Genomic DNA, 12,503 nt, shown 5'->3' with positions numbered 1-12,503 from the left:
TTCACTCGAGACCGAGGTGTTGCCTCAGCGTGCGCTTCGGGGGGCGCGGACCCCGGCGTTTGACGGTCACGTCGCCCAGCACCGCGAGGCCGCGCACCCGCACCACCGGGGAGTCCGCGGTGAGCGCCTCGGGCACCTTCGCGGACGGCTCGTTGAACTCCCCGAGGACGCCGTTGCCCTCGACGATCACGTGCACGTTCGGCGGGACGGTGACCTTCACGCTGCCCAGGACGGAGGTCGCGTTGATGACCACCTCACGAGCTGAGTAGTGCGCCTCGCGCAGATCGATGTTGGCGTCGCCCAGCACCGCGTGGACCGAGAACTGCTGAGGAACCACCCACACGCCCTTGCGCTCGACGTTGCTGAGGAACGCGCTGGCGCTGTCGCTCGCATCGCCCTCGCTGTAGACGACGGGCACCGCGCCGGCGGCCGGCGCAGCAGCGGGCATCACCGGTGCCTGCCCGGCGACCGGCAGGTCCTGCGTGATCGGTTCCAGGTCGGCGTACGTCTTGGCCTTGTAGGTCTCCTCGAGCCGCTCCTCGAGCTCGTCGATCTCCAGGCGACCCTCGCCCGCTGCCTCGCGCAGGATGTCGGCCACCGCGTGGCGGTCGGCATCGCTGACGCGCAGGTCGGCTCGGCGTGGCTGGCCGGGGTGCGGTTCAGGGAGTCCCATGATCCTGAATGCTATCGGCGTAGGTGTCGCGCGTCTCTCAGGTTCAACCCTGAGACCGGGCACTGACCGATTGGTGCGTACCCCAGTAAATAGTGCGTACTCCCGCAGCGCGACGACGTCCTCCAGCATGGATGACGTGTCAGAAACCGATAGAAACTCGACCCCCTCGACCGACATCAGCGTCCTCGGCCTCGGCGCGATGGGCAGCGCCCTGGCGACCGCGTTGCTCGACGCCGACCGTTCCGTGACCGTCTGGAACCGCACGCCTGGCCGTGCCAAGGACGTGGTGGCCCGCGGCGCCGGTGCCGCGGACTCGATCCCCGCGGCGGTGCTGGCCAGCCCCGTCGTCATCGCCTGCCTGCTCGATCACTCCTCCGTCGAGGAGACTCTCGGGCTGGCCGCCGCTGAACTGCGCGGCCGCACCCTGGTCAACGTCACGACCACGACACCGAACGAGGCTCGTGCGCTCGCTGCCTGGGCGGCCGAGCACGGCATCGACTACCTCGACGGCGCCATCATGGCCGTGCCCGCCATGATCGGATCCCGCGCGGGTCAGATCTTCTACAGCGGCTCGCGGGAGGCGTACGACGCCCTCCTGCCGACGCTCGACGTCTGGGCCACGAGCGAGTTCCACGGCGAGGACGCCGGTCGGGCATCGCTGGTGGATCTGGCGATGCTGTCGGGGATGTACCAGATGTTCACGGGCTTCTTCCACGGAGCCGCGATGGTCGCCACCATGGGGATGAGCGCGTCGGACTTCGCCGCCCGGCAGGCCGCGTTCCTCGCCGCCATGACCGAGGAGCTCGCCGGCTACGCAAAGGTCATCGACGGCGGCGACTACACCGTCGCGGGCCAGCAGAGCCTGGAGTTCTCCGACCTCTCGCACATCGTGCGGGCCAGCGAGGAGCAGGGCATCGATCCCGCCCCGATCGCTGCCGTCCAGGCGCTGATCAGCAGGCAGGTCGATGCGGGGTACGGCTCGGAGGGGCTCCCCCGGGTCGTCGAGAGCCTGCGCGCCGAGGGGTAGCCGACGGGTAGTTGCCGCGACAGTGCCCTGGCCGTCGGTTGGCCAGGGCACTGTCGAGTCGGATCAGTCGGCGAGCGGGAGATACACGCGGCTCCCCGCCGCCGCGAACTCCTTCGACTTCTCCAGCATCCCCGCCTCGATCTCCTCGGCGGACGCGCCGTCCTTTCCGCCGAAGCGGTCGCGTACGTCCTGGCTGATCTTCATCGAGCAGAACTTCGGGCCGCACATGGAGCAGAAGTGGGCGGTCTTGGCGTTCTCGGCCGGCAGGGTCTCGTCGTGGAAGCTCTCCGCGGTGACCGGGTCCAGCGAGAGGGCGAACTGGTCACGCCAGCGGAACTCGAACCGAGCCTTGGAGAGCGCGTCGTCGTGGTCGCGGGCGCCGGGGTGACCCTTGGCGATGTCGGCGGCGTGAGCGGCGAGCTTGTAGGTGATCACGCCGGTCTTCACGTCGTCCCTGTCCGGCAGGCCGAGGTGCTCCTTGGGGGTGACGTAGCAGAGCATCGCGGTGCCGTGCATCGCGATCGTGGCCGCGCCGATGGCGCTGGTGATGTGGTCGTAGCCGGGCGCGATGTCGGTCGCGAGCGGGCCCAGCGTGTAGAACGGCGCGCCGTGGCACCACTCCTGCTGCAGGCGTACGTTCTCCTCCACGAGGTTGAGCGGGACGTGGCCGGGGCCCTCGACCATGACCTGTACGTCGTGCTCCCAGGCCCTCTCGGTGAGCTCGGCGAGGGTCCGCAGCTCGGAGAGCTGAGCCTCGTCGTTGGCGTCGGCGGTGGAGCCCGGGCGGAGGCCGTCGCCGAGGGAGAAGGCGACGTCGTACTGCTTGAAGATCTCGCAGAGCTCGTCGAAGTGGGTGTAGAGGAAGCTCTCCTGGTGGTGCGCGAGGCACCAGCCGGCCATGATCGAGCCGCCCCGGCTGACGATGCCGGTGACGCGGTTGGCGGTGAGCGGGACGTAGCGGAGGAGTACGCCGGCGTGGATCGTCATGTAGTCGACGCCCTGCTCGGCCTGCTCGATGACGGTGTCCCGGAACACCTCCCAGGTCAGCTTGTCGGCCTCGCCGTTGACCTTCTCCAGGGCCTGGTAGATCGGGACGGTGCCGATCGGGACGGGTGAGTTGCGCAGGATCCACTCGCGGGTGGTGTGGATGTCGTCGCCGGTGCTCAGGTCCATCACCGTGTCGGCACCCCAGGTGATCGCGTGGGTGAGCTTGTCGACCTCCTCCGCGATGCTGCTGGTGACCGCGGAGTTGCCGATGTTGGCGTTGATCTTCACCAGGAACCGCTTGCCGATGATCATCGGCTCGGACTCGGGGTGGTTGACGTTGTTCGGGATGATCGCCCGGCCCGCCGCGACCTCCTCGCGGACCAGCTCGGGGTCGCAGCTCTCGCGCACCGCGACGTAGGCCATCTCCTTGGTGATGATGCCCTGGCGCGCGTAGTGCATCTGGGTCACGTTCTCGCCCTTGCGCGGCGCTCGGCGCTCGCCCTGCCACTCCTGGCGGGCCTCGCCGCGGCGTACGGCTGCCTTGCCGTTGTCCAGCAGCTCGGTCCGGCGGCCCTCGTAGGTCTCGGTGTCCCCTCGTTCGGTGATCCACTCGTCGCGACGCGGCGGGAGGCCCTGCTCCGGGCTGGAGCCGGGGCCCTCGGTGCAGTAGCGGTCGAAGGTCTCGCCGTTGGTGAGCGCGACCCGGGTCACCGGGACCTTCAGGTCGCCGAGCTCGAGGCGGGTGTGGGCGGGGTGGACGGTCATGCGGTCTCCTTGATGTGGGCGATCGGTCCTCGGCCGCGGCCGAGAGTCCAGTGCTGGCTTCTGGTGAGCTGTCGGGTGACGTACGCAGCCGCTTGCTCCGCCGCTTCGCGCAGCGAGGCGCCGTGGGCGAGGTGGGCCGCCAGGGCCGAGCTGTAGGTGCAGCCGGTGCCGTGGTCGTTGCTCGTGGGGACGGCGGGATGGGTGAGTGGGATCGGCGATTTCCCCGGCTCGGCGAGCCAGTCCGTGCATGTCCCGGTTGCATCCGGGTCGCCTCCGGTGACGATCACGGCCGCCCCGCTGGTCGAGCCGCGAGCGCCAGCGAGCGTGTCGAGACCAACACGGTCCTGTCTGCGCTCGTCAGCGACCGTGTTGGTCTCGACACGCCTCCGCCTAGCGGCTCCGGCGGCTCGACCGGCGAGGTCGGCGGCGAGGTCGGCGGCGAGGTCGGCGGCGAGGTCGGCGGCGAGGTCGGCGGCGACCTCGGCTGGCGAACGGTCGCGGCCGAGCAACGCCCGGGCCTCGTCGAGGTTGGGGGTGACGACGGTGGCGACGGGGAGCAGGTGGTCGAGGTAGGCGCGGCGTACGTCCTCTCCGCCGAGCACCGCGCCGGAGGTGGCGACCAGGACGGGGTCGACGACGAGCGGCCGGTCGGCGCTGAGACGCGCGACGAGCTCGACCGCCGCGGCGCTGCCGAGCATGCCGGTCTTGACCGCCGCGACGGGGAGGTCGTCGAAGACGGCGTGGAGCTGAGCCTCGACGGTGGCGATCGGGATGGCGTGGATGTCGCTGACCCCGGTGGTGTCCTGGGCAGTGACGGCGGTGATCACGCAGGCTCCGTGGACCCCGAGCGCGGCGAAGGTGGCCAGATCGGCCGCCGTACCCGCCGCTCCCCCGGAGTCGGTGCCCGCGACGGTGAGCGCGACCGGCGGGTTCATGACGTCACCGCCGTCGTGCCGAGGGCGGCCAGCAGGTCACGTACGACCTCGGCCGGCTCCTCCGCCCGCATCACCGCGCCCATCACGGCCACCCCATGGGCCCCGGCCGCCACCGCCGCGGCGGCGTTGTCCGGGGTGATCCCGCCCAGGGCGTACGTCGGGAGCGGCAGGTCGCCGAACGCCTCCGGCCCGAGCGGCGGCCCGTAGCCGGGCTTGGACTCGGTCAGCGCGTAGGGACTCAGCATCGCGTAGTCGAACCCCTCCTCGGCGGCGGTGGCGACATCGGTGGCGCTGTGGCAGCTGCGGCCGCGGGGTAGTCCTACGGACGACGTGTTACAGCTCGCGGAGGCGGGCAGGTGCAGGCCCACTGCGGCGGGTAGAGGCGTGTGGGCGGCGATCACGTTCAGGCCGATTCCGGTGAGCAGCTCGGCCAGCTTTGCTCGATGCTCCAGGGGCTCGTCGAGCTCCCGGAGTACGACGTGGGTCAGGCCCGCTTCGGCGCACGCTGCCATCGTCGCGAACAGGCTGCGGCCGAGCGGCAGCTGGGAGCGGTCGGTGAGGACGAGCAGTCGCGGTAGCGCGCTCATGCGATCCGGCCCTCCATCGGCGAGGAGGCCCGGGCGACCGCCTGCCGTGGGATCCGGCCGGCACCGCGGGCGGTGAGCCCGGCCTCGACCGCCAACCGCAGCGCGCGAGCCATCCCGACCGGGTCGTCGGCGCGGGTCACCGCCGTGGCGGCGAGGACCGCGGAGCAGCCGAGCTCCATCGCCAGCGCCGCGTCCGAGGCCGTCCCGACACCGGCATCGAGCACGACCGGCACGGACACCGCGGCGACGACCGCCTCGATCGCGTACGGGTTCAGCAGTCCCAGCCCCGACCCGATCGGCGAGCCGAGCGGCATCACCGCCGCGCAGCCGGCGTCCTCGAGCCGGCGGGCGAGGACGGGGTCGTCGGTGGCGTACGGAAGGACCGTGAAGCCCTTGCGCACGAGCTGCTCGGCCGCCTCGACGAGCTCGACGGCGTCGGGCATCAACGAGGTCTCGTCACCGATCACCTCCAGCTTGACCCAATCCGTCTCCAGCGCCTCGCGGGCGAGCTCGGCGGTCAATACCGCCTCGCGTGCCGAGAGGCAGCCCGCGGTGTTGGGCAGGATCGGCACCTCCGCCGCGCGCAACGTCTCCAGGAGGCCCCCGGACGCCGTCGAGGACGTACGCCGCATCGAGACCGTCACCAGACCGGGCTCGGCAGCGTCGATGACGCCAGGGAGCAGGGCCAGGTTGGGCAGGCCGCCGGTGCCGAGGAAGAGGCGCGAGGAGAGCTCCCGCCCGGCGATCCTGAGCCCATTTTCGGGGATGCTGCTCATCCGCCCTGCACCGCCGTCACGATCTCGACGACGTGACCGTCCTGGAGCTGCCAGCGCGCCCAGTCGTCGCGCGGCACGATCTCCTCGTCCACGGCGACGGCGATGCCGCTCGGCCGCCGGTCGCCGGTACGTGCCTCGAGCAGGTCGGCAACGGTGCCGCTGACCTCCGCCGGCTCGCTGTTCACGGTGATCTTCATCCGTCCTCCTTCATCCGGAACCGGCGCGGATCGACCGCGGGCTCCACTGACCCTGTCTCGATGTGATCGGCCACCAGCTGCGCGATGAGCGGCGCCAGCAGGACCCCGTTGCGGTAGGCACCCGCGGCCAGAACGACCCCCGGCTCGTGGGTCGGACCGACCAGCGGGAGGTTGTCGGCGGTGCCCGGGCGGTCCCGCGACGTCACCTCCACCACGCTTGCGCGGTCGAGCGCCGGCACGACCCGGCGGGCGGAGTCGAGCATCCGCCACACGCCCTCGACGGTCGGCAGCAGCGGACCGTCACGCTCCTCGGTGGTGGCCCCGATGACCACCTCGTCGCTGTCTATCCGCGGCACCACGTAGATCTGCTCGCCGTGCGCCCAGGCCCGCACCGTCCGCTCCACGGGCTCCTGCGTCCGCACGCGCACCACGTCCCCGCGCACCGGGCGGATGAGGGAGGAGTACGGAGCGGGCAGTTGGGCTCCGGTCGCGATGACGGTGACCGTGTTGGTATCGACACCGGCTCGACCAGCGGATTCGTCGAGACCAACACGGTCCCCGACACGTTCGAGCAGGGCCACGACGACCGCACGCGGATCGACCGAATGGTCCTCGGCGAGGAAGGCCCCGCCGGCAATGCGGCCGAGCCCGGGTTCGCGGGCGAGCAGCTCGCGGCGTACGAGCCTCTCGTAGGAGACCCCGGCGAGGTCGAGCACCGCGAGCTGCCGCTCGACCTGCTGGACGTCCCCGGCGTCGACGCCGACCAGCAGGGTCCCGCGGGTGTGCACGGGCACCCCGAGCCGAGCGGCGAAGTCGGGCCAGAGCGCCAGGGACGTCAGGCAGCGCCGGGTCAGCTCCTCCTCGCCGTACCAGGCCTCACCGGCCGGGCTGAGCATGCCGGCCGCGGCGTACGACGCCCCTGAGCCCGGCGCCGGATCGACCACCGTGACCTCGTGCCCACGACGGATCAGCTCGTCGGCAACAGAGAGCCCGACGATCCCGGCACCGAGGATCCGCACCCGCATCAGCCGACGGCTTCCACGAGCTCCTTCGCTGCCTGAAGTGGGTCGGGTTGTCGCCAGAGTCCGCCGATCACGGCGACCCCGTGAGCGCCGGCGGCGCGTACGGCCCCGGCGGACGCCGTCGAGATCCCGCCGATCGCGATCAGCGGGAGGACACCGGCAGCGTCGGAGACCGCGGAGACGCCCAGCGGGTCGGGAAGCCCGGCCTTGGAGGTGGTGGCGAAGACCGGCCCGAAGCCGGCGTAGTCCGCGCCCGCGGCGGCAGCCGCCTCGACGGCGGCACGGTTTCGGCAGGTCGCGCCGACGATCAGCCCCGGAGCGACGGCGTCGGCGATCCGCCGGGCCTCGGCCAGCGGGAGGTCGGAGGCACCGAGGTGGACACCGTGCGCACCGGCCGCGAGCGCCACGTCGAGCCGGTCGTCGACGACCACACAGGCGTCGTACGCCCCCACCCGCTCGATCACGGCCGCCGTCAGCGCGAGCAGCTCCCGGGTGGTCGCGGCCTTGTCGCGGACCTGGAAGCCGGCGACACCGGCCTCGGCGAAGGCGGGCAGCAGGGCGAGGTCATCGCTCGCCGAGACGAGGCAGAAAATACGTGGAAGAAGCACAACCAATCACTTCCTTCGCCGGCATGATCCGGATCAGGTGTAACGGTCGGAGCGGCTCCAGCTCCCTCTCAGCCCGCTGCCGCGGACTCCCGTGTGGACGTCTCCGACCATAGCGCGCATCCCCGAGCGCGCACAGCCCGAGGGCCCGCACAGCGGGATACTTCTAGTAGGTCGAGATCCGCAGCGCCCGCATCTTGGCGTACAGCGTGGTGCGCGAGATCCCGAGCTCGCGGGCGACCGCGGCCTTGTTGCCGTCGTGCTTGATCAGCTCGTGCAGGATGACGTCGCGCTCGGCCTGGTCGAGCGGCCGAACCGTCGCCCGCGGCCCCGGCACGGAGCCGAGCTTCGGCGGCAGGTCGGCGGCGACGATCGCGCCGAACCGGCGCCGGGCGGCGGCATGGGCGAGCACGGCCCGCAGCTCGCGTACGTTGCCCGGCCAGCGGTGCTCGACCAGCATCCGCTCGGCGCCGGGGGTCAGGAAGGCGTCCGGGTTGATCGCGGAGAGCAGCTCGCGGGCCAGGCCGGGGATCTCGTCGCGCCGCGCCGCCAGCGGCAGCTTCTCCTCGACGCGGGAGGCCAGCGCGGCCACCGCCGCGGTGTGCTCGGACAGCTCGGCCAACGGCGCCGAGACCATCACCACGTGAGCACGCGTCGGGCTCTCCAGCGCATCGGCGACGACGCCGAGCAATGCGTCGGAGAGCAGCTCGAGGCCGTCGATGATGACCGTGCCCACTCCGGCCGCCATCCGGCGGCGGAACTGCTTGGCCCAGTTGCCGTCGCCCTCCAGGACCGTCGTGGCGCCGGTGAGCAGCGTGATCGGCGACGACGGCGCGAGCTCCCTGGCCAGAGACGTACGCCCCGACCCCGGAGGTCCAGCCACCAGGATCGTCCCCGGCTCCCGTGCCGCCTCGGTCAGGGCGCTGACCGAGAGCCCGCGTCGTGGCTCGCGGGGCTCGATGCGTACCAGCGCGGCAAGCCGGCGGGTGTCGAGCACCTCGGCATGCACGTGGACCGACTCCCCCGACTCCAGGTTCATGTCCATGACCGTCGCCCCCGGAAGATGTACGTCCTGAAGCAGGATCCGCAGCACGGCGATGTCCGCCCCGGTCAGGCTGTCCTGTGCCGTCTGGTTGGCCACGGTCAGGTTCTCGCCGACCGCGACCAGCGCACCCCGGCACGCCACCACGGCCTCATGGAAGGCCAGGAGCAGCTGCTTGTCGGTGGTGCGGCTGCCGTCCTGGAGACGCCGCTGGATGTCGGTCACCGCGCGCTGCACCACCGGCCGCAGGAGCGGGTTGGCGTCGCTGGCGAGGGAGGTGATGTCGAGGACGCCCTCGATCCGGTGGGTCACCGGGTGCCGGATCGGCATCGCGAAGCAGCTGAAGTCGCGCAGCATCTCGGCGAAGTGCTCCGGGCCGTGCACCAGCACAGGAAGCCTGGTCTCGAGCGCGGTGCCCGGCGCGTTGGTGCCGAGCCGCTCCTCGAGCAGGCTGGCCCCAAGGTCCACCCCGAGGCCGTCGAACGCCCTCGCCACCTGCGCCCGGCCGCACCAGCGGTGCACGATCCGGCAGTCCCGGTCGACCAGCAAGGTGGCGTACGTCGTGCCGTCGAGGTTCTCGGCCAGCTCGTTCAGGACCGGGTCGGCTGCCGCGTAGAGGGATCCGTGCGGGTCGATGTCGACCGGCGAGAGCGAGCCGTGGGCGCGCACCGGGTCGACCCCGGCGAGCCGCGAGCGGTGCCACGACGCGGCGATCCGCTCCGGCGCTGACGGTTCGGGCGTCGACGGGTCATGCGATGACGTCGTGGTCGGCACAGCATCCCCCCATCGAATGTGGCTTACGTCACATTAACCGGCGGTCCTGTCGACCGGAAGCGAACTGTTCAGGTTCTGAACACCCGGCGGCCGGCCGCGCTGGGACTGTGGCAAGGATCCCCCGCTCCCATCCCGGAACACGCTAGGAGTCAGCATGAAGACCAAGGCTGCAGTCGTCTACGAACCCGGCAAGCCGATCGTGATCGAGGAGCTCGACCTCGACAAGCCCCAGGCGGGCGAGGTGCTGATCCGCTACACGCATGCCGGACTGTGCCACTCCGACGTGCACATCGCCCACGGCGACCTCGAGGCCCGGCTGCCGATGGTCCTCGGTCACGAGGGCGCCGGCGTCATCGAGGAGGTCGGCCCCGGCGTCACCCGGGTCAAGGCCGGCGACCGCGTGGTGTGCTCCTTCATCCCCAACTGCGGCACCTGTCGCTACTGCTCCAACGGCCAGCAGTCGATCTGCGACATGGGCGCGACCATCCTCGAGGGCTACCTACCGGGTGAGCGGTTCCCGATCACCGGACCCGCCGGGCAGTACGGCGCGATGTGCATGCTCGGCACCTTCAGCCAGTTCGGCGTCATCCACCAGAACTCGGTGGTCAAGGTCGACGACGACCTCTCGCTCGAGTCCGCCGTGCTGGTCGGCTGCGGCGTACCCACCGGCTTCGGGTCCGCGGTCAACACCGCGGCGGTCAAGGCCGGCGACACCGTCGTGGTCTACGGCATCGGCGGCATCGGCATCAACGCCGTCCAGGGCGCGCGGCTCGCCGGCGCGAAGTACGTCGTCGCCGTCGACCCGCTGGAGAACAAGCGCGAGGCCGCGCTCCAGCTCGGCGCCACCCACGCCTTCGCCGACGCCGCCTCCGCACTGGCCGAGGTCACCAACCTGACCCGCGGCCAGCTCGCCGACTCCGCCATCCTCACCCAGGGCCTGGTCACCGCCGAGAACGTCACCGACGGCTTCGACGCGATCGGCAAGGGCGGGGTCTTGGTCCTCACCGGTCTCAACAAGCTCACCGAGCCGACGATCCAGCTCTCCGGCGCGGTCACCACCCTGTTCCGCAAGACGATCAAGGGCAGCCTGTTCGGCGACTGCAACCCGACGTACGACATCCCGCGGATCCTCGGGCTCTACCAGAAGGGTGACATCAAGCTCGACGAGCTGATCACGCGCACCTACACGCTCGAGCAGGTCAACGAGGGGTACGACGACCTGCTCAACGGCGCCAACATCCGCGGCGTGGTCGTCCACGACCACTCCTGAGGTTGTCGCTTCCCCTGGTCCCGGTCCTGGCATCGGTCCCGGTCTCGGCTCCGGAGCCGACGCCGGGACCGGGGCCCTGGCGGCGTACGATTCTCTTCCGTGGCTGACGTTGAGTTCCGATACTCCGACCTCCTCCCGACCGGCAAGGACGACACTCCTTACCGCTTGATCACGAGCGAGGGGGTGGAAGAGATCGAGGTCGACGGGCGCAAGTTCCTCAAGGTCGACCCCGAGGCGATCCGCCGGCTGACCGCCGAGGCGATGAAGGACATCAACCAGTACCTTCGCCCGGCCCACCTCAAGCAGCTCCGCAAGATCATCGACGACCCCGAGGCCTCGGGCAACGACCGCTTCGTCGCGCTCGACCTGCTCAAGAACGTCAACATCTCCGCCGGCGGGATCCTCCCGATGTGCCAGGACACCGGCACCGCGATCGTGATGGGCAAGAAGTCCGAGGGTGTGCTGACCGGCGCCGACGACGCCGAGACCGTCAGCCGCGGTGTCTTCGACGCCTACACCAAGCTCAACCTGCGCTACTCCCAGCTGGCGCCGCTGACCACGTACGAGGAGAAGAACACCGGCTCCAACCTGCCCGCGCAGGTCGAGATCTACTCGACCACCGAAGGTGAGAACGGCCCGGAGTACAAGTTCCTCTTCATGGCGAAGGGCGGCGGCTCGGCCAACAAGTCGTTCCTGTTCCAGGAGACCAAGGCGATCCTCAACCCCGACCGGATCCTGACCTTCCTCGACGAGAAGATCCGCTCGCTCGGCACGGCCGCCTGCCCGCCGTACCACCTCGCCGTCGTCATCGGCGGGACCTCCGCGGAGTTCGCGCTCAAGACGGCCAAGTACGCCTCCGCCCACTACCTCGACAACCTCCCGACCGAGGGCTCGATGAGCGCCCACGGCTTCCGCGACACGGAGCTGGAGGAGAAGGTCTTCGAGCTGACCCAGTCCTTCGGGATCGGGGCCCAGTTCGGTGGCAAGTACTTCTGCCATGACGTACGCGTCGTCCGGCTCCCCCGCCACGGCGCCTCGTGCCCCGTGGCGATCGCGGTCTCCTGCTCCGCCGACCGCCAGGCGCTGGGCAAGATCACGCGCGACGGGGTGTTCCTCGAGCAGCTCGAGACCGACCCCGCGCAGTACATGCCCGACGCCGGCATGGCCGAGGAGATCGCGGCCGGCGAGGTCGTGGACATCGACCTGAACCAGCCGATGTCGGAGATCCTGGCGACACTGTCGCAGCACCCGGTCAAGACCCGCCTGTCGCTGTCCGGCCCGATGGTCGTGGCGCGCGACATCGCGCACGCCAAGATCAAGGAGCGCCTCGACGCCGGCGAGGAGATGCCGGACTACCTGAAGAACCACCCGGTCTACTACGCCGGGCCCGCCAAGACGCCCGAGGGGATGGCGTCGGGCTCCTTCGGCCCGACCACCGCCGGGCGGATGGACTCCTACGTCGAGCAGTTCCAGGCCGCGGGCGGCTCGATGGTCATGCTCGCCAAGGGCAACCGCTCCAAGGTCGTGGCCGAGGCCTGCGGGACCTACGGCGGCTTCTACCTCGGCTCCATCGGCGGCCCGGCCGCTCGGCTCGCACAGGACTGCATCAAGTCCGTCGAGGTGCTCGAGTACCCCGAGCTCGGCATGGAGGCGGTCTGGAAGATCGAGGTCGAGAACTTCCCGGCCTTCATCGTCGTCGACGGCGAGGGCAACGACTTCTTCACCGATCCTTCCGGCACCACCACCGTCCCCCTCTCCGGGATCAGGGTGCGGTCGAAGGAGCGCTGAGCGGGGGGCCACATCCAATTCGCTGTCGCACTTCGTCTATCGGTCGTAGTATTCC

12 protein-coding genes and 1 riboswitch are annotated in these 12,503 nt (G+C 70.6%); of the genes, 3 read left to right on the top strand and 9 right to left on the bottom strand.

Features of this window, described 5'->3' with window-relative positions:
* Window position 1: 1 nt before the first annotated feature.
* On the bottom strand, window positions 2-673 hold the full coding sequence (locus ABTW65_RS17750) for a DUF1707 SHOCT-like domain-containing protein (RefSeq protein WP_350662382.1): 672 nt from the start codon (window positions 671-673) through the stop codon (window positions 2-4).
* Window positions 674-800: 127 nt separating this feature from the next.
* On the opposite strand from ABTW65_RS17750, the gene ABTW65_RS17745 reads away from it, so the two are divergent.
* Complete coding sequence (locus tag ABTW65_RS17745; RefSeq protein ID WP_350662380.1) at window positions 801-1,700, top strand: NAD(P)-dependent oxidoreductase; 900 nt, start codon at window positions 801-803, stop codon at window positions 1,698-1,700.
* A gap of 63 nt (window positions 1,701-1,763) precedes the next feature.
* On the opposite strand, the gene thiC is transcribed toward ABTW65_RS17745, so the two are convergent.
* From thiC to ABTW65_RS17705, 8 genes are all read right to left on the bottom strand, one after another.
* A complete protein-coding gene (thiC, locus tag ABTW65_RS17740; protein ID WP_350662378.1) occupies window positions 1,764-3,452 on the bottom strand; it encodes a phosphomethylpyrimidine synthase ThiC in 1,689 nt (562 codons plus the stop codon).
* Window positions 3,449-4,387: a bifunctional hydroxymethylpyrimidine kinase/phosphomethylpyrimidine kinase gene (gene thiD, locus ABTW65_RS17735; RefSeq protein WP_350662376.1), complete on the bottom strand. Its 939-nt coding sequence runs from the start codon at window positions 4,385-4,387 to the stop codon at window positions 3,449-3,451. Before thiD ends, thiC begins: the two co-directional genes overlap by 4 nt.
* Entirely contained in the window at window positions 4,384-4,974 is a 591-nt protein-coding gene (locus ABTW65_RS17730; protein WP_350662374.1) for a thiamine phosphate synthase, read from the bottom strand. The genes thiD and ABTW65_RS17730 overlap by 4 nt, the downstream gene beginning before the upstream one ends.
* Window positions 4,971-5,750 (bottom strand): thiazole synthase, encoded by a 780-nt coding sequence (locus ABTW65_RS17725; protein WP_350662372.1) that lies wholly within the window; start codon window positions 5,748-5,750, stop codon window positions 4,971-4,973. The genes ABTW65_RS17730 and ABTW65_RS17725 overlap by 4 nt, the downstream gene beginning before the upstream one ends.
* A complete protein-coding gene (gene thiS, locus ABTW65_RS17720; RefSeq protein ID WP_350662369.1) occupies window positions 5,747-5,947 on the bottom strand; it encodes a sulfur carrier protein ThiS in 201 nt (66 codons plus the stop codon). The genes ABTW65_RS17725 and thiS overlap by 4 nt, the downstream gene beginning before the upstream one ends.
* Window positions 5,944-6,972 (bottom strand): FAD-dependent oxidoreductase, encoded by a 1,029-nt coding sequence (locus ABTW65_RS17715; protein ID WP_350662367.1) that lies wholly within the window; start codon window positions 6,970-6,972, stop codon window positions 5,944-5,946. Before ABTW65_RS17715 ends, thiS begins: the two co-directional genes overlap by 4 nt.
* A complete protein-coding gene (gene thiE, locus ABTW65_RS17710; RefSeq protein ID WP_350662365.1) occupies window positions 6,972-7,577 on the bottom strand; it encodes a thiamine phosphate synthase in 606 nt (201 codons plus the stop codon). Before thiE ends, ABTW65_RS17715 begins: the two co-directional genes overlap by 1 nt.
* A riboswitch (TPP riboswitch) is annotated at window positions 7,571-7,680 on the bottom strand. It overlaps the preceding gene by 7 nt.
* A 60-nt stretch (window positions 7,681-7,740) precedes the next feature.
* Window positions 7,741-9,390 carry a sigma-54-dependent Fis family transcriptional regulator gene (locus tag ABTW65_RS17705; protein WP_350662363.1) on the bottom strand — a complete coding sequence of 550 codons (1,650 nt, stop codon included), beginning with the start codon at window positions 9,388-9,390 and terminating at the stop codon, window positions 7,741-7,743.
* A gap of 154 nt (window positions 9,391-9,544) precedes the next feature.
* Here ABTW65_RS17705 and ABTW65_RS17700 point away from each other — a divergent pair, with 154 nt between their 5' ends.
* Both ABTW65_RS17700 and ABTW65_RS17695 read left to right on the top strand, forming a co-directional pair.
* Window positions 9,545-10,660: a Zn-dependent alcohol dehydrogenase gene (locus ABTW65_RS17700; protein ID WP_350662361.1), complete on the top strand. Its 1,116-nt coding sequence runs from the start codon at window positions 9,545-9,547 to the stop codon at window positions 10,658-10,660.
* A gap of 99 nt (window positions 10,661-10,759) precedes the next feature.
* The gene (locus tag ABTW65_RS17695) at window positions 10,760-12,448 is read left to right on the top strand and encodes a fumarate hydratase (RefSeq protein WP_350662359.1); all 1,689 of its coding nucleotides are present in this window, start codon (window positions 10,760-10,762) and stop codon (window positions 12,446-12,448) included.
* Window positions 12,449-12,503: the final 55 nt, after the last annotated feature.

Origin of the sequence: Nocardioides sp. NPDC127503, from assembly GCF_040302165.1 — a bacterium.
GTDB lineage: Bacteria > Actinomycetota > Actinomycetes > Propionibacteriales > Nocardioidaceae > Nocardioides.
Note: the sequence above shows the minus strand (reverse complement) of the source record. Positions and strands in the feature narration are given on the sequence as shown.

What these genes read in the sequence shown, in the direction of transcription:
- ABTW65_RS17750 (WP_350662382.1), bottom strand. Translation starts at nt 673, where the DNA reads ATGGGACTCCCTGAACCGCACCCCGGCCAGCCACGCCGAGCCGACCTG.
- ABTW65_RS17745 (WP_350662380.1), top strand. Translation starts at nt 801, where the DNA reads ATGGATGACGTGTCAGAAACCGATAGAAACTCGACCCCCTCGACCGAC.
- thiC (WP_350662378.1), bottom strand. Translation starts at nt 3,452, where the DNA reads ATGACCGTCCACCCCGCCCACACCCGCCTCGAGCTCGGCGACCTGAAG.
- thiD (WP_350662376.1), bottom strand. Translation starts at nt 4,387, where the DNA reads ATGAACCCGCCGGTCGCGCTCACCGTCGCGGGCACCGACTCCGGGGGA.
- ABTW65_RS17730 (WP_350662374.1), bottom strand. Translation starts at nt 4,974, where the DNA reads ATGAGCGCGCTACCGCGACTGCTCGTCCTCACCGACCGCTCCCAGCTG.
- ABTW65_RS17725 (WP_350662372.1), bottom strand. Translation starts at nt 5,750, where the DNA reads ATGAGCAGCATCCCCGAAAATGGGCTCAGGATCGCCGGGCGGGAGCTC.
- thiS (WP_350662369.1), bottom strand. Translation starts at nt 5,947, where the DNA reads ATGAAGATCACCGTGAACAGCGAGCCGGCGGAGGTCAGCGGCACCGTT.
- ABTW65_RS17715 (WP_350662367.1), bottom strand. Translation starts at nt 6,972, where the DNA reads ATGCGGGTGCGGATCCTCGGTGCCGGGATCGTCGGGCTCTCTGTTGCC.
- ABTW65_RS17700 (WP_350662361.1), top strand. Translation starts at nt 9,545, where the DNA reads ATGAAGACCAAGGCTGCAGTCGTCTACGAACCCGGCAAGCCGATCGTG.